This window comes from Paraglaciecola sp. 2405UD69-4, assembly GCF_047525415.1.
Classification (GTDB): domain Bacteria; phylum Pseudomonadota; class Gammaproteobacteria; order Enterobacterales; family Alteromonadaceae; genus Paraglaciecola.
Genome location: NZ_JBLIXM010000002.1, coordinates 517,967 through 534,608 on the forward strand (window position 1 = coordinate 517,967; position 16,642 = coordinate 534,608).

The window sequence follows — 16,642 nt, forward strand, 5'->3', positions numbered from 1 at the left end:
TAGAGAATAATTCTGAAAAAGTTTATTAAGCGTTTTTTGCCTAGTCCGCAGAAAATCAAAGAGCAAAAAGTACTGTCGGTATTTGGGACACTTTTACACGACCCAAATTTGTGGCACTTAAATAGACGCTCAGCTGCAGGAGCGGTTGCAGTAGGTTTATTTTTTGCTTTTATTCCATTGCCATTTCAAATGTGGTTGTCTGCTGGCATGGCCATTCCATTGCGGGTAAATTTACCATTATCTGTTGCGACAGTATGGATCACAAACCCCTTTACTATGCCTCCTATTTTTTATGGAGCCTACCTTATTGGCACTGCGGTTTTAGGCACGAAAACCCAAGAGTTTGCATTTGAATTAAGCTGGCACTGGGTTGTACAAAGTATGGAAACAATAGGACCAGCCTTTTTAGTAGGCTGCTTGATATGTTCAATCGTATCTAGCACATTAGGATTTATTAGTTTCAATTATTTATGGCGCTTGTCTGTGATTAAAGCCTGGCAACAACGCTTGAAAAAACGTCGGTCTAAAATAGTAAAATAGCCATTTAGACTACCAAGCACTCACCACGTTAAATAGGGCCCCCTTTTAGTAACACAATACTAATCTTCCTTTGCGGGGGAATTGTTTTCAATCGGAAGGCTAACGATAAACTCAGTTCCAACTCCCTCCTCACTGGTAACTGTAATGTCTCCACCATGGTTTTTAACGATATTATAAGATAGGGATAGCCCTAAACCCGTGCCACTACCAACGGCTTTTGTTGTAAAAAATGGGTCGAATATTTTAGACAGGTGTGACGCTTTAATTCCTGAACCTGTATCTCGGATACTAACCTTTTGAAACTCACCCTCACTATATACTTTAATAAAAATAGAACCACTGTCACCAACAGCATGACCAGCATTAACTAACAAATTCATAAACACCTGATTTAACTGCATTCCCATACAATAAAGAGGAGGAATATCAGCCTCATAATCCTTATGTAACACTACTTTATGCTGAAACTGGCTATTGACAATTTTCAAGGTGCTTTCAATGCCATCAACAAGACTTGAATTGCCCCATTCGGTAGCATCTGAATGTGAAAACTCTTTGAGGCTTTCTACAATCGCCTTTACTCTTTTAGCGCCATCAAGTGACTCATCTACTAAATCAACAATATCTTCTCTAATATAATCAAACTCTTGACGTTCATAAAAATCAGACTTCAACTTAACATGAATATCTTGACCGGTTTTATCAATCAACTTGCTGGAGAACTCAGTTATTTTAATCAAGGAATCAATATATTTCTGTAGTGTCTGAATATTGGAATATACAAAGCCTATTGGGCTATTTATCTCGTGAGCGACTCCCGCAGCTAATTGCCCAATTGATGCCATTTTTTCTGAATGCACCAACTGACTTTTAGCATCTTCTAGCTTCTCGATGAGCTCAGCTTGGGCTTTGTGTTCCTGTTCTAATTCTTCAGCTGCGTGGGATAAGTCATTATAATAGCTCGCTTGTGCCGTTACATCTTGAATAGTAATACAGGCGTACTGTACTTCTTGGTTACTATCTTTTAGGGGTAAGATTTCCATATTTTGAAACATCAGTGTTTCTTCACCGGTAACTGGCCGAGAGCTTAAAAAGTTAAAGATATGGGGCCGTTGCTCCCAATAAGAAAAGCTCTCATTTTTTAAAATAAACACACTGTTTATTTTTTTCTTTAAAAATTTAGCCTGCTCTGGAAACAGGTCCAAAATAGACTTACCTAATACCTCCTCTTCATTACACTCTAAACGGTTAGCAAAAAAATCATTCCAAAACACAATACGGTATTCAACGTCGACCATACAAGCTCCCATTGGCAGCTTGCGAAGTAAGCTCTCTAGTAATTCAGGTTTATGCATTCAGCCTTACCCCAGTAATGCATCTAAACTGTTTTTTAAGGCAACAATTGAATTTTCCTCTAAGCAAATCACAACTCTGGCATTAAAGCTTGAGCTTTCTATACTAAAACATACCTCTACCAATAACACTGTGCCCCACTTATAGTTGGCTTTCTCTTTTGCTATTTCGTTGAACAAAGTAGGCATATTTAAGTTTGACTTTAATTCCAGCTGGGTCGACAAGCCGCTCAAGCACGCACCCGCTAAAATATTGGTTAACTCTAGGATTAACTCTTGTGTTTGTGCCTCACACAAAGGCTTCTCATAATCCATTAAGTCACCCATTACGTCACAGCCTTCTTTACTAATTAAAGACAAGACCTCGCCTTTAATCTGCCCTAAAAATGACTGTCTTGCATACCAAGTATCTTTACTGTGGTCTAATAACTCAGCCAAACCTTCAGGGCTCGCTTCATTAATAGTAGGAATGGATAGGGTTATTTGAACATCGATAAGCTGGGCCAATGACTTTGCCGCCTGACCCATTGAGATATTCATCATTTCCTGTAGCGCGTCTCTTTGATCTTCTGTTAATAAATCACTCATATTAAACCTACTTCATGCAATGTTTGCTTTAATTCCTCGCCTTTTAAAGGTTTTTGAAGAAAGCGAAAAGCCCCAAGAGAATTTACGAGCTCTACTGATTTAGGTTGAATGTCTGCGCTGATCACGATCACAACAGTCTTTTTGTTATGCTCTTTGACATACCGAAGCACGTCAAAGCCATCTAAGATAGGCATAGTAAGGTCGAGAAATAAAATTTCAGCCAATCCTGCTTCAATGGCATCTACGGCCTCTTGTCCATTCTTAGCTTCAGATATACTAACGTCCCACTCTTCTGGAATTGCACGGCGCACGTTCTTTCGTGATAAAGCAGAGTCGTCTGCGATTGTTACAGGTATTGGCATACTGTTTTCCTGATAATAATTAAGAACTTAAAAATTGCTTCTTACTAAAAGTAGAACAAACTAACCAAAACTAAAAAAATTTAGTTATGTTTAAACATACTATGGAATATATTACTAAACTTATGGGTAAATAAAACCAACCAAAAATGTAAAGAAAATTAGCTTTAGTCATCTTAATATTTTGATGGGGTCAACAATGAGGATACACAGTACACATTTACCTTGCGGGTAAATTAAACTTTGATAAATCGAAAAGATAGCTTGAAAAATAGAGACAGCACCCAAGCGACAGATAGTTAACAACTTGGGTATATTTACGTCATCATAACAATAGTAGAGTAGCTAGATTTGGCCAGTAACTTTTAGTGCTACTCCAAAATTTCACAGGGGCTTACGCCCCATTAAAATCTAATAAAATTTTACTAACTTCATCTATGCGGCGAGTAAAACTTGCTTTGCTAGCACGTTCCAAAATAGTGTGATCGCCATCCCCAAAAGGACCAAAACCGTCTAACGTAGCGACACCAGCAGAAGATACAATATTTGCATCACTTACCCCGCCTCGCTTCTCTGTCTTTAGGGGGTATCCCAAAATACCAGCTATTTGAGCCAACAAAGTCATTTGATTAGAAGAGCTTTGCATCACATCTCTTTGTATACCACCGGACAAAGTAGCAGTTACTCCTTCTACCGCAGGGCTTGCACAAATTGCTTCTAGGCTTGCCAACAACCGCTCTTTTTCAGCCGACTGTGTGTAACGAGTCTCGACAATTATTTCTGCTTTTGGTGAAATAGTATTAGCACCTATTCCACCACTTATTTTTCCTGCATTAACTGTGGTCCCTTTCGCAAGATCTGTTAATTCTGTTAATGCAATAATCATATGCGCAGCGGCTAAATTAGCATTGCAACCATCCACATAATGGTTTCCCGCATGAGCAGCTTTACCCTCTAAATTAATAAAAAAGGTTCCTACTCCCTTCCTAGCGATAACCACCTCATGATCAACTCCTGCGGCCTCAAATACTAAACAAACATCATAATCTTTTGCCAGCTCAGCACTTAGGTGCTTACTATCGTCACTACCGCTTTCTTCATCACTTACCAATAGCATATCAATATTGGCTATTTTGCCATCTTGCTCTTTCACATGTCGCAGCGCTTCTAAAGCCACCACATTCCCCCCTTTCATATCACAAACACCTGGGCCATAAACCCAATCTTTGTCTTCTGAAAAGTCGGTAAACGTATCTGGTGGAAATACAGTATCTAGATGCCCAAGTAACAACACACGCTTTTTGCCCTCGACTACAGGTGACCTAAATAGTAGATGGTCTCCGATTTCTTCTCTTGCAAAGATCTCCGTTTCAAACCCTATTGCCTCCATCCATAGTGCAAATATTTTTCCGTTTTCATCAACCCCGGGTTTATTTTTAGTATAAGAATTTAGGTTAATAATTTGTGCAAGTTCAGTAAAGTTCACAGTCACTCCAACCATTTATTATGCGTGCAAGTTCTAGATTCGTTGCAATAGAGATACCAAGATGATTTAGCCGGTAAATCGTTACATTTATAATATCTAGGACTCAGTTATTCGAAATACAAACTACAAGCGCACCAACAAAGTACAAAATTGGATAGTTTAAATGCAGTTATGGTGCGTTTCTAATTTCAATTAAGTATAATTTCACTTAAGTTATTGAGTTACAATCAATTTGAATTGGTATCCATCACAGTGCTTTCACTTTGTTATGTTTACTAATATACAACTAAAGTCGTAACTATTCTTTGTTATTGGCGTTAAAATTGCTGGTCATCTAGTTTAAGTCCCTAAAGTAAATGATGTAATCATATTTAATTAGCACAGGGGTTGAGCCCTATTAAGTTTAACGGAGAGTTTTTTTATGCATTCAAGTACAACTTCTGGGTTAGAGCCGACAATTGGTATGTGGATGTACCAAAACAGTGGCGGTAATGAGATCCAAAGGCAAATTATTGACATCTTAAGTCAAAAAAATATAAAGACCATCCCTAGCTTAGACATGGCTAATGCAACAGCCCACGGTGGTGAAATTGTTTGTAATGGTATTTGTATGGAAGAGCTTTCAGCATTCTTCTCATACAATGCAGGGGGGCAAACAGCCTATCAAGTTTACTTATATAATGCGTTAAGTCGTTCAATTCCTACTATTAATAATTATCAAGCGTTCGCTTTAACAGAAGACAAGTTTTTAACCGCTCATATGTTAAACAGAGCAGGCATTCGTACCGCTGACTATCGTTTGATTAATCATATTGACATTCAGTTACTGAAAAATACCGTCCGTGAATGGCAAGGCCAAGTAGTATACAAGCCTACAGATGGTTGGGGCGGTAATGGTATAGTCAAGATTGAAAATGAACGTTCTTTAGATATTCTCATACCTTTTTTAAATAGAATGGACATGAAACATTTCTATTTAGAAAAATTTATCAATTATGACAAAACTGATTACCGAATAGACATAGTAGATGGTGAGTTTGTTGGTTGCTACGGACGTAGTGCACCAGAAGATGATTGGAAAACAAATATTACCAGTGGTGGCTCTGTCATATTACGTCAACCTGATGATGCTATCATTGAGTTAGCAATTAAAGCAGCAAAAGTGACAGGTTTAGAAATAGCAGGTGTAGACTTGTTATATGATTTAGATACCGAAGAATATGTAGTGCTAGAAGTAAACGGCATACCTGCATTTGCGACCCCTGAACAGGAAAAATTAGGATTAGATTTCAACTCCCTTAAAATTGAAAAAATCGTTAATTTAATCGAAAGAATAGTAGAAGAGAAACAGTAATGAAAAAAAATGCCAAGTCCCCATTACCTAAAATTGGTCTACTGTATTTAGATCATGTTTTAAGATTTTTCGACAAATCAAACTTTAAAGGATGGCCTGATAAAATTGAGGTTGTTACTTACCACTGGCGTAATGACAAACAGCGTTTCATTAACGAAGTAAAGCGCAAAAAAATAGAAATACTCATAGGTAACATTCCAGCAACCGCTTACGAAACCTTTAGAGAGATAAGTAATGCATTACCTGAAGTACAATTTATACCCTCTTTAGACACTCAGTTTTCTAACAAATCAAAGGAAAATGTCACACTGTTTTGTGAAAAATATGACATTCCTATCCCCAAAACACGGATTTACTATGAAAAGCAAGAAGCAGATGCATTCTTGCAGAAAACTCAGTATCCAAAGATTATTAAAAAATCATACGGGCCTTCTAACTATGGGGGCTATTTTGTACATAAAGTAGATAGCTATGAGGAAGCAAACACCTTACTCAAAGAGAAGAAATACTACCCTGTATATTTACAAGATTTCGTCCCTATGGCTGCTGATATTCGCGTTATGCTTATTGGGCATAAGCCTGTTTGTGCATTTTGGCGACGCCCTCCTGAAGGTGAGTGGCTAACAAATACCAGCCAAGGTGGATCAATGGATTACCAAGATGTGCCTCAAGAAGTCTTAGACTTATCTGTAAAAGTGTCTAAAGCTGCAAAAGCAGAGTATTGGGCATGTGACATAGCCGTTGGTGTTGATGGTAAATATAGGATCTTAGAATGTGCAACTGCCTTTGCTGCCTTTCCATATATACGAGATTGGATTGGCCAGTATCTAATGTGGAAGTTTTCTAAAGGTCAATTCAAACTCCCTTATATTCCTTTATATAACTGGGAAGAGCTTAGTAAAATCAGCTCTAACGTGTTACGTACCATGCGCCATATTACTTTTGGTAAACAAGTCATGCCAAGCTGTGATGGCGGTGAATTGTTTACTGAAATCAGTGACGATAACTACCCTATTTTACCTACTACCGCTGAAACATCAGAAGAGTGGCCAAGTGATATTTGGAATCGCCAAGATAATTATTTGAAAAATAAGAAAGCCGATTTACCAAAAGTAAGTCATGATGAACCTAAAGCATCGCAAGTTTTATCTGAAGATTCGGATATAAAAGTTGCCGATGAATTCGAAGAGTCACCAGAAATAGTTGAAAATGAACAAAATGTAGAAACAGTTGAGCTTACAGCCGAGGCTTTCAGTGAATTTTTTGGTAGTATTAAGGGCTTTGGTAAGCAGCAAGTTTCACTAATTTTTGAAACCTTAGACTTACCGACGATCCGTGAAACACTACAGAACGACGGTAGTGAATTTTACAAAGTAAAAAATATTGGTGAGAAGAAAGTAATAAGCATATTGGAAACATGGCAAGAATACATTCACTCATCGCCTCAATAATGATGGAACTAATAGCGGCGCATTCGTTTTGCGCCATTGAGGCTAATGGGGTATCACACCAAACATTACTCAATTATAGTTAAGAGAAAAGATGAAAAAACAGTATTTTTCGTACAAAGAAACCATGGAATTTTTGGACGATGCCGCCCGGGATTACCCAGACTTAATAAAAGTTCAAAGCATCGGTGAAACATGGGAAGGTCGCCCAATTATGTTGGCGACGATCAGTCTTGATGTACACAATGCCGATAAAAAACCAGCACTTTTATATACGGGTACCATTCATGCCCGTGAGTGGATAGGTATTGAATTAGCAAATAGCTTTATAAAATATATAATTGATAACTATCAATTTAATCCTAAATTACAAGATGCATTAACCCGAAATACGCTTTATATCGTCCCCTGTCTAAACCCAGACGGCTTTGAATACTCTCGTACCCACTTCTCATTTTGGCGTAAGAATCGTCGAGATAATGGCGATGGTACCTATGGAGTTGATCTTAACCGTAACTTTGGCGTTAGGTTTAAAGCTCGTACCGACACTTCATCAAATATTTATGGAGGTCCTAGCGCGTTTTCGGAACCTGAAACCTGTGCGATCAGAGACTTTGTTGAAGACCACAAAAACATTACCGTCTCTTTAGATTACCATTCTCAAGGAAATGTATTCTTCCCTGCTCATAAATTTGATCATGAAGCAGAGATAGACACAACAGACTTAAATACCTTATGTGCCAATATGGCATTTGAAATTGAAAAAGTAACCGGCAGAAAGTACGGGATACATAGAGGTAAGCCCCCTACTAACTTAATAAATGGTAGTGGTAGAGAGTACTATTACAGCAAAGGTATCTTAGCAACCGTTGTGGAAGTAGGAACTAAAAACATTCCTGATTACATGGAGAATATGTCTCAGAGTGTTAACGAGAATATTCCAGCTTTAGTCCATGCGTTACACTCAGCGGTTAACTATTCTGATTTAGCACCAGCAAGACCTGACAACGTCAATATGTCCCAGGTCACAGAAAATAGTATTACTTTAGAGTGGGAATACCCTGAGGGCGAAAATGTATATTTCGAAGTATATCGAAATACTCACCACAAAAGCCCATGTACCGATGACAACTTAGTAGGTATCACTAAATCTCTAAGCTTTAGTGATATCCAACTTAAAAGTGGACAACTGTATTTTTATAAAATTCGTTGTGTCTCTTTAGATACAAAAATTAAGGGCCCATATGCGCCTGAATTAAAAATAAAAACCCTACTTGCTCACGAACAATTCAGTAAAACACTGTTTCCACCGGCCACACAAATTGGTTATGTGGGGCAATACACTCAAGAAAAGAACCACGAACATTTTGGCTTAAATTCTCTTTTTATTGGGGTAAACAAGTTTCGTGGAGCATGCTATGGCGTAATTGAGTTCTCATTAGACCGATTACCCGACGATGCAGAAATCCAAGAAGCATGCTTCTCTCTTTATCCGATGAACCGTGTGAGTGCTAAATTAGAGTCTTATGGTGAATGGGGCATTTCATTTTTAGATGCCTCAAGCGTACCAAATATACGAGATTACAATGATATAGCCAACGCAACCGTGATTCATGCTGGGCAAACTATTGAATCTGATAGGGTCACACAAGGGGTATGGAGTGATTGGCAATTAAATGGTAAAGAGCGCGCAATCCTACAAGAGCAGCTAAAAACAGGAAAAGTTCTACTGCGTATAGATGGCCCAACCACACTGCCTAACGGTGCCGACTCACAAATGATGCAGTTTGATATCGGCTACGGCAGATTTGGCTCTGGTATTCATTATCGTCCTAACCTAGAAATTATTTACACCCGTCAAGCTAACAAAGTGGAGATATCACCTACTAGTGTAAACACAATAATGGCAGCAGGAAATGTGACGGGTAAGTTGCAAAGCGGCTATGACAAAGAAGGCAATAAAATTTATGGGCAACTGGCTTTTGCATTGCACTCTATGCCAGATCCTAAGCGTACCGTCATTACTAATGCCTATTTGCAATTGTCTAATCACAACTCTCTTAGCGCCAAAAAGGATATTCGCTTTACTGTGGAGCTAGCCGATTTTGAAGAGCTTAGCTTTGAAAGTATGAAGCAACGTGAGAGCATTCAATATATTGGTTACGAAGTGAGTAACGCCGAACTGCGCAACAAGAAAACCCATTATTTTGATTTTGACAGCTACAGCCGCGGTGAATTAGAGAGCCTTTATGAGAATAATGCCCAAGCATTTTTCTTAATTAGAGCTACCTCTGGCTTTAGAGATGGACAGGATGAATTAGTAGATTGGGTAAATAGCCCGACAGAAAACTTACAACCTAAATTAGTGGTTGAATATATTGAGCGTAAGAAAACGCCATTAGAGTCACCTACTAACATTCGAACTAAAATTGAAAATAATAAAGTGAAAATCCTCTGGGAAAACCCTAAAGATCCAGACTTTGTTGGTTCATTTGTAGTTCGAAATTGTTTTCACCCTCCCCGCTCTCCATTTGATGGAGTGAAGCTTTACGGTGGTCCGGATGAATACACCTATGATAGTTTCGGTAACCCTAACAAACCTAAATACTATGCAGTATTTAGTTACGACAATGTTCCAAACTTTTCTGTACCTGGGTGCGTTCACTTTAGTGTTGAACAAACAATCCCTGTTATAGAGTTAGATCCTGAAGATATCGAAACCCAACAAGGTGACGATTTGAAGAGCTACATTGATAGCCAGTAGTCTTGAAGAATGTAAACAACTGCTTGATAACATCTAATTAGATAACCCAAGCCCCTCCTCTTTTAACGATAATTCTATTCGTTAAAAGAGGAGGAATTAAGCTAAAAATCCCCGACTTTTTGTTTCAATCTAGCCAAACCTTGCAGCAAACTTGTCTGTCTATCAGCTAAATTTATCCCTTTAATATTGCCGTCATCTATCACTAACTTGCCGTTAATAAAGCAGGTCTTCACTGAAACTGGCTCTCCAGCAATAATGGGAGCAACAGATTTACTATGCATGCCCCAATACCGAAAATGGCTAATGTCAAATAATACTAAGTCAGCGGCTTTCCCCACGCTTAATGCTCCAATGGCATCTAACCCCAAGAGTTTAGCTGCATTTTGGGTTCCCCACTGTGCAACTTGAGTTGCCCTCGTTGCATTTGCACCATGGCCACTGCGATGTAACAGCCAAGCTAAATTTAACTCTTGGATCATTGAAGCGCTTTCTGAAGAGGCTGAGCCATCAACGCCCAATGTGATATTCATACCGGCTTCTCTCATAGCCACCACAGGCGCGATACCACTGCCTAAGCGACAGTTAGAGGTAGGGCAATGACTAATACTTGTGCCACTTTTAGCCAATAAATTTATATCTTGAGATGATGCTTTCACTAAATGAGCAAACCATACATCTTCACCTAGCCAATCGCACCCCTGCGCATAAGCCACAGCAGATTTCCCATACAGGTTACGGCACTGTTGCTCATCAAAATCTACTTCTAATAAATGAGAATGCATTTTCAAATCATAGTTACGAGCATAAGCTGCTAAGGTTTTTAAATCTTCCGCCTTAGTACTGTGGATTAAACTTGTAGGTGCCACCACCAAACGGCGCATCCCATTGGGTCCAGCCTGATGATAGCGGCTTCTAGTATCGTCTAAGCGGTTTAACATTTGGGAAATTGTTTCGGGGGTAATTGCAGCCTTCTGCAAACCTTTATGACTGCCTGTAGCGGTAGCCCCGCCTCGACACAATACTAAGCGCATTCCTATATCACTTGCCGCCTGCCATAGAGCATCTTCAATTTCTGGTGTTACAGAAGCGTGATACAAATAATGGTGATCACAGCATGTTGTAGCGCCAGAGCGCAGCAACTCGGCTAATCCCAAAATAGCTGCATCGTACATAAGCTGAGGATCTATATGGGGCCAAAAACGAAACGGCACCTCTGCTAACCAATGACCTAAATCAGAATTTAATCCCGCTGGAATGCCTTTCAAAACACTTTGAGCTAGATGATGGTGGGTGTTCACAAGACCAGGATACACCACACAATCACTAGCATTAACTAGAACTTCATTGGGGTGTAAAGGTAAACCCAGGCCCATTTCAACAATGATGCCTTTACTAATTCGGATATCTTTAGCGGCATTTTCCATGCTATGACTAACAGCTTCTACTGTATCTAACAATTGAGGCTCAATCGTTGCGACAGCATTTTTAATCAGGTAATTCAATCAATACTCCTTTAATTAATTTCATAGCTATACCTTGTTGGTTAGCAGTAATGCTGAATATGCATCCAAACTATATAGAATAAAAACCGCTACTCATAGCCCATTTCTTATCCATAAAACCTGAGCGCTTTTTGGGCAAAATACGTCAATCGCACAATTTTGATGCAGCATTGACTAACAGTAATTCAGCATCAGGCCATACAGTAAGCCCTATTGAGTAATATCAGGATGTGGCACATTAACTGCTAATTACCGCTTAAATATGATGTAAACATTTTCAGTAATTACATCCATAAATAAAAATTATGAGTAGAAGCGGTCAGGTTAAAACAGCCGATTATTGTTGGGTGTTTTTTCTAGGGCATTGCTCGCAACAGGTAATTAGCTTGGGCTAGTTAGTTGGGGTGTGAGCGTGTTAAATAATATTGCAACGAATAGCTCGCGTCGTTTACATCCCCACTATTAAACAAACTTTTTATCAAATGCGTTTTTTCGTCGACTCCTAACTTTTTAGTTTGTATTGAGGCTCACAATGAAGACAAACCTTATTCCTCGTTTTACCTTTGCTCTAATTCTTTTTTGTGTTTCTGCCAGAGGCGCTCAAATGGATGAAGTGACATTTCAGTTAGATTGGTTACCAGGTGGCGACAAAGCACCCTTGTATGTAGCTATCGGTAAGGGGTTCTTCAAAGAGCAAAATATCAAAGTAAAGATATCCCATGGTAAAGGCTCTTCTGATTCACTCACTAAATTAGGCGTAGGTATAGCGGATGTTGGCTATGCTGACTTGTCATCGTTACTTGCCGCTAAAGCAAGAGAGCCCCTTCCTGTATCCGCAATAATGAGCGTGTTTAGTAAAGCTCCCCATGGTTTTTTCTCACTCAAAGGCTCAGGTATAGATTCTGTAGCTGATGTAAAAGGAAAGCGAGTCGCTACCTCAGCATTTAGCTCCTCAATTGTTTTTTTACCTTTGCTTTTAGACATTAATAACATTCCAGAAGACAGCATCCGAGTGATAAAAGTCGATGCTGGAGCCCTAGGCCCCATGCTAGCTATGGGACAAACAGACGTCATCATTTCTTGGTTAACCGATACTGTAAAATACCAATCACAAGTGGCTACAGTGGGAAAAGAGCTCAATGTCATGCCTTGGTATGATGCGGGATTAGAGTTTTATTCTACTGTCATTGTAGGTACTGATAAATTTCTTGCCGCCCGACCTGATGTGGCAAAACGTTTTATTATAGCATTTCAAAAAGCTATAGAATTTACTTGGGCAAACCCAGAAGAATCAGCGGCACTCGTTAATAAACTAGTACCCGAAGTAGACACTCAAATAGCATTAGACACGATTAACAACATCCGCAGTTTAGTATACAACGACGCGAGCAAAGCCCATGGTTTAGGTATCATTAACCCGAAGCGCCTTGCAACATCTTGGTCATGGGTAGCTAAATCCCAAGGCTTTGAACTCGATGCTTTAGATCCAGAAACGGCAATAAACCGTGACATTATGAAAGCCATTGAGATATCCAGTGCCATTGCAGATACACACTCTGAAAGTCTTGAGGCCAAATAACTGTGCTGCCTCACGTTACCTTTAATGACGTTGGTCATACCTACAAGGCCAAAACAGGCCAAAACGTTTGTGCCTTAGAAAACATCAACTTTTCAATAACCCAAGGAGAGTTTGTCGCAGTCTTGGGGCCTTCAGGGTGTGGCAAGTCCACATTACTTAGACTACTAGCTGGTTTATTTACGGCAACCGAAGGCCAAGTTTCAATTTTTGATTTTCCTGTAGTAGGACCTCAGTCAAATACCGGCATAGTATTCCAAAAACCAACCTTACTTCCATGGAAAAATGTTATACAAAACGTACTCTTTCCTATTCAACATAAAGAAGGACGTATCTCTTCTAAAGCTAAGGAAGCAGCCCTAGCCATGCTAGATATGGTGGGGTTAAAAGATTTTGCTAAGCACATGCCAGAACAATTATCGGGCGGCATGCAACAAAGAGTGGGTATAGCTAGGGCGCTATTGATGGATCCTGAAATATTAATTATGGATGAGCCGTTTTCAGCATTAGATGCTCTTACTCGCGAACAAATGGGGTTCGAGCTATTAGATATTTGGCGACAAAAGCCTAAAACAGTACTGTTTATTACCCACTCAATATCAGAAGCCGTATTACTAGCTGATAAGGTTCTGGTATTAAGTCCAAGACCTGCCAAGATTCTGGCTGAAATAAAGATAGACTTACCACGACCTAGGTCTTTAATGACAATGGACACACCAGAGTTTAGTGCTTACACCCACAGTATTCGAAAACTCATTTATGCTCCTACAAAGAGTAACGACATAACAGGGCTTGGAGCGGCTAATGGATAAGTTCAAATTTAACCAGTTATTTTCTAAGATGCTCCCCACTCTAGCAATGTTAGCCATACTTCCCATTTGGGAAATATCGGTAAATGTTTTTGATATACCAAGCTTTCTTTTACCTGCGCCATCAGCGATTTATCAAGCTTTTGTCGAAGTTGAAACAAGTCGTTGGAGCTTACATATTTGGGCAACTTTACGGGTCGCCTTGTTGGGATTTTGCATATCTTTACTTATCAGCCTACCTTTGGCTATTTTGATGGTAAAATCAAGGTTTCTTGCCAAAACCTTATATCCAGTTCTCGTAATCATTCAATCTACCCCAGTGGTAGCCATTGCCCCATTAATGGTTGTGATATTAGGCGCCGGCGAAGCCCCAAGGCTCACCATTACTTGTTTGATCACATTTTTTCCACTAGTGGTATCAGCGACAACGGGTATGATGTCCACTCCTGAAGAATTATTAGAATTATCCAGATCTTTAAAGGCCTCAGCTGCTAAGGAAGTCTGGCACATTCGTTTACCTTACGCAGTGCCACATATTTTCAGTGGTATGAAAGTGGCGATAACGTTAGCCATTATTGGTGCAGTGGTCGCAGAGTTTGTTGCTGCTGAACAAGGGCTAGGATATTTTGTACAGTTTTCTACTTCGTACTTTAAAATTCCCCAAGCATTCGCTGCGTTAGTTATTCTGTCAACCTTAAGCTTATTATTGTTCAAAACTGTACAGCTAACTCAATATGTATTTTTTCGATGGAGTTTACCGAAGGATAAATTTTGATAGCCTAAACCCGTTATTTAATTAACGGTGTTAACAAAGTCACTAGCTATTAAATATGGCTTAATGAGTATAAGCGCTGCTTAGTGTCAGCATTGCTCTTGTTATTAAACTTAAAGAGAGTAAAAAATGAAAACACCCACCACAAAACAGCAAAACTATGAACTTCAAGAATTAGCAAGAGAAGCTAGTTTCAGTAAAGTATCTACAGACATGCAACAGGTGAGTATTCCTAAAATTGATTTAAGTGACTTTGAAGTACGCTTTGAATCGATTGCCACCCAATTATGGGACGCTGCCACGCAAGTTGGCTTTTTTCAATTAGTGAATCACGGCCTGCCAATAGAAAGTATTAACCAAGCATTTTCAGAAGCTCAGCAATTTTTCAACCTCGAAAAATCAATAAAATCCCAGTACCCACTCAAAAAAGGCTTAAATGCGGGTTGGGAATATATGGAACAAGTTCGCCCCTCCACTGGTGTTGCTGACCAAAAGGAGTCGTTTCAAGTAACCTTGCCCCATATGCAAGGCCTATGGCCAGCAACGAAAGAACTGCCAAACTTTCAAGAAAGTATTCTAAAAATGGAGCAACAAGCCTGGCAGTTAGGTATGCAGGTATTACAATGCTTTGCATACAAACTTGGATTTAAACGGGACTTTTTTACAAGCGCTCACGATAGATCTCAAAAGGACTATCAAAGTACGCTCCGCTTATTACATTACCTCCCCTTACCAGAAAACACTCAATTACCAGAAAACACCTGGCGTGCTGGAGCCCATACTGACTACGACTGCCTAACTATGGTTTTTCAGAAAAAAGGCCAAGCCGGATTACAGGTATGCGCGGGTAAAGATGCATCAGTTCATCAATCTTGGTGTGAAGTAGAGGCTTTAGACGAAGTAATTACTTGTAATATTGGGGATATGTTAATGCGTTGGAGTGATGACCAGCTAAAATCCACACTACACAGGGTCAGAATGCCCCACCAAGGAGAGTTTCAAAAGCCTCGCTACAGTATGGCTTTTTTCTGCCAAGCGAATAAAAATATAACCATTCAAGGGCCGAATAAAACCTATGAACCAATTAGCGCAGAAGATTACTTAAAAATGCGTATAGCAGCCAACTTCAGTGGCAAAGGTTAGGACGACACTTTAAAAAACTTAGGTAAACCTTTGTTTATTATTTATTTTTCTAAAAAACCACTCTATTACCTACAAACAGTTTACCGTTGTAACGGCTTGCGTTTCGGCGGTTACTCTGTTCACTAATAACTGAGTTGAATACATCCATCGCCCTAATAAACTCTGGGTTATTTGAAATAAACTCCATTTCATCATCAACATCACCAATATGATACATCATGGCTTTTTTGGCGCGGGAGGGATCTCGGCTTATGATGGCATCCACAATATCTGAGTGCTCACTAATCACTGAGGTATTTCGATCAATTCCAATCATAGCCTTGAGGTTTCTAACTCTGTCTATTTCAGCCCTCGAACTATCTAGCAATAACCAAGCTCCAAGAATGCCAGCATATTCAAACAAAGTACGGTGAAACAATTCATTTATCTCATAGGATGGCGAGTTGTGGTAAGTACTATTTGGATTAGTGTCATCATCATCAATCTGTTTATGCTCAGTAATGATGGCCTTCAACTGTACCTGTTCAGACATGCTAATCCCTTTATCGGCTAGGCGTTTAACACATCCACCTTCAAGGTTAGTTCGAATAAAGCATGCCTCTAAATATCTTTCTAAGCTAATCGCTGTAACGTAACTGCCACTTTTAGGGATAATCTGTACTAAGCCGTCATTCGCTAAGCGAATGAGCGCTTCTCTTACTGGTGTTTTACTAATTTCAAAAATAGAAGCAATTTCTTTTTCTACTAACGGCATATCAGGAGGCAAAGACAAATTAATAATATTGTCGCGCAATACCCAGTAAATTTGATCGACTAAACTGCCCTCCTTAGAAATACCAGACGCTATTATTTTGTCGATACTTTTAATTTCAAAGTTAATAGTGTTCATTAAATACGTTAATAGCCTCTTATTCTAAAATCACCACACCTTATATCCATATATAAGATG

General features: G+C 39.3%; 14 protein-coding genes. 8 read left to right on the forward strand and 6 right to left on the reverse strand.

The window, feature by feature from the left end; translation table 11 throughout:
• Positions 1-9: 9 nt before the first annotated feature.
• Entirely contained in the window at positions 10-540 is a 531-nt protein-coding gene (locus ACMUMK_RS08750) for a DUF2062 domain-containing protein (RefSeq protein ID WP_414701393.1), read from the forward strand.
• A gap of 59 nt (positions 541-599) precedes the next feature.
• Here the strand turns inward: ACMUMK_RS08750 and ACMUMK_RS08755 are convergent, their stop codons facing one another.
• The 4 genes from ACMUMK_RS08755 to ACMUMK_RS08770 all read right to left on the reverse strand — a co-directional run bounded on the left by ACMUMK_RS08755 (position 600) and on the right by ACMUMK_RS08770 (position 4,325).
• On the reverse strand, positions 600-1,895 hold the full coding sequence (locus ACMUMK_RS08755) for an ATP-binding protein (RefSeq protein WP_414700747.1): 1,296 nt from the start codon (positions 1,893-1,895) through the stop codon (positions 600-602).
• A gap of 6 nt (positions 1,896-1,901) precedes the next feature.
• Positions 1,902-2,480: a chemotaxis protein CheC gene (locus ACMUMK_RS08760; RefSeq protein WP_414700748.1), complete on the reverse strand. Its 579-nt coding sequence runs from the start codon at positions 2,478-2,480 to the stop codon at positions 1,902-1,904.
• The gene (locus ACMUMK_RS08765) at positions 2,477-2,842 is read right to left on the reverse strand and encodes a response regulator (RefSeq protein ID WP_414700749.1); all 366 of its coding nucleotides are present in this window, start codon (positions 2,840-2,842) and stop codon (positions 2,477-2,479) included. Before ACMUMK_RS08765 ends, ACMUMK_RS08760 begins: the two co-directional genes overlap by 4 nt.
• 391 nt (positions 2,843-3,233) lie before the next feature.
• A complete protein-coding gene (locus tag ACMUMK_RS08770; protein WP_414700750.1) occupies positions 3,234-4,325 on the reverse strand; it encodes a M20 family metallopeptidase in 1,092 nt (363 codons plus the stop codon).
• Between the two features lie 421 nt (positions 4,326-4,746).
• Here ACMUMK_RS08770 and ACMUMK_RS08775 point away from each other — a divergent pair, with 421 nt between their 5' ends.
• The 3 genes from ACMUMK_RS08775 to ACMUMK_RS08785 all read left to right on the forward strand — a co-directional run bounded on the left by ACMUMK_RS08775 (position 4,747) and on the right by ACMUMK_RS08785 (position 9,891).
• Entirely contained in the window at positions 4,747-5,679 is a 933-nt protein-coding gene (locus ACMUMK_RS08775; protein ID WP_414700751.1) for an ATP-grasp domain-containing protein, read from the forward strand.
• Positions 5,679-7,130, forward strand: coding sequence for an ATP-grasp domain-containing protein (locus tag ACMUMK_RS08780; protein ID WP_414700752.1), 1,452 nt, complete (start codon positions 5,679-5,681; stop codon positions 7,128-7,130). Before ACMUMK_RS08775 ends, ACMUMK_RS08780 begins: the two co-directional genes overlap by 1 nt.
• A 91-nt stretch (positions 7,131-7,221) precedes the next feature.
• Entirely contained in the window at positions 7,222-9,891 is a 2,670-nt protein-coding gene (locus ACMUMK_RS08785; RefSeq protein WP_414700753.1) for a M14 family zinc carboxypeptidase, read from the forward strand.
• Positions 9,892-9,992: 101 nt separating this feature from the next.
• Here ACMUMK_RS08785 and ACMUMK_RS08790 read toward each other — a convergent pair whose 3' ends face one another.
• Positions 9,993-11,393 carry an amidohydrolase family protein gene (locus ACMUMK_RS08790; protein ID WP_414700754.1) on the reverse strand — a complete coding sequence of 467 codons (1,401 nt, stop codon included), beginning with the start codon at positions 11,391-11,393 and terminating at the stop codon, positions 9,993-9,995.
• Positions 11,394-11,925: 532 nt separating this feature from the next.
• On the opposite strand from ACMUMK_RS08790, the gene ACMUMK_RS08795 reads away from it, so the two are divergent.
• From ACMUMK_RS08795 to ACMUMK_RS08810, 4 genes are all read left to right on the forward strand, one after another.
• Positions 11,926-12,972 carry an ABC transporter substrate-binding protein gene (locus ACMUMK_RS08795; protein WP_414700755.1) on the forward strand — a complete coding sequence of 349 codons (1,047 nt, stop codon included), beginning with the start codon at positions 11,926-11,928 and terminating at the stop codon, positions 12,970-12,972.
• Between the two features lie 2 nt (positions 12,973-12,974).
• Positions 12,975-13,781 carry an ABC transporter ATP-binding protein gene (locus tag ACMUMK_RS08800; RefSeq protein WP_414700756.1) on the forward strand — a complete coding sequence of 269 codons (807 nt, stop codon included), beginning with the start codon at positions 12,975-12,977 and terminating at the stop codon, positions 13,779-13,781.
• Entirely contained in the window at positions 13,774-14,553 is a 780-nt protein-coding gene (locus tag ACMUMK_RS08805) for an ABC transporter permease (RefSeq protein ID WP_414700757.1), read from the forward strand. The genes ACMUMK_RS08800 and ACMUMK_RS08805 overlap by 8 nt, the downstream gene beginning before the upstream one ends.
• A 126-nt stretch (positions 14,554-14,679) precedes the next feature.
• On the forward strand, positions 14,680-15,693 hold the full coding sequence (locus ACMUMK_RS08810) for an isopenicillin N synthase family dioxygenase (RefSeq protein WP_414700758.1): 1,014 nt from the start codon (positions 14,680-14,682) through the stop codon (positions 15,691-15,693).
• 49 nt (positions 15,694-15,742) lie between these two features.
• On the opposite strand, the gene ACMUMK_RS08815 is transcribed toward ACMUMK_RS08810, so the two are convergent.
• On the reverse strand, positions 15,743-16,582 hold the full coding sequence (locus ACMUMK_RS08815; RefSeq protein ID WP_414700759.1) for a GntR family transcriptional regulator: 840 nt from the start codon (positions 16,580-16,582) through the stop codon (positions 15,743-15,745).
• Positions 16,583-16,642: the final 60 nt, after the last annotated feature.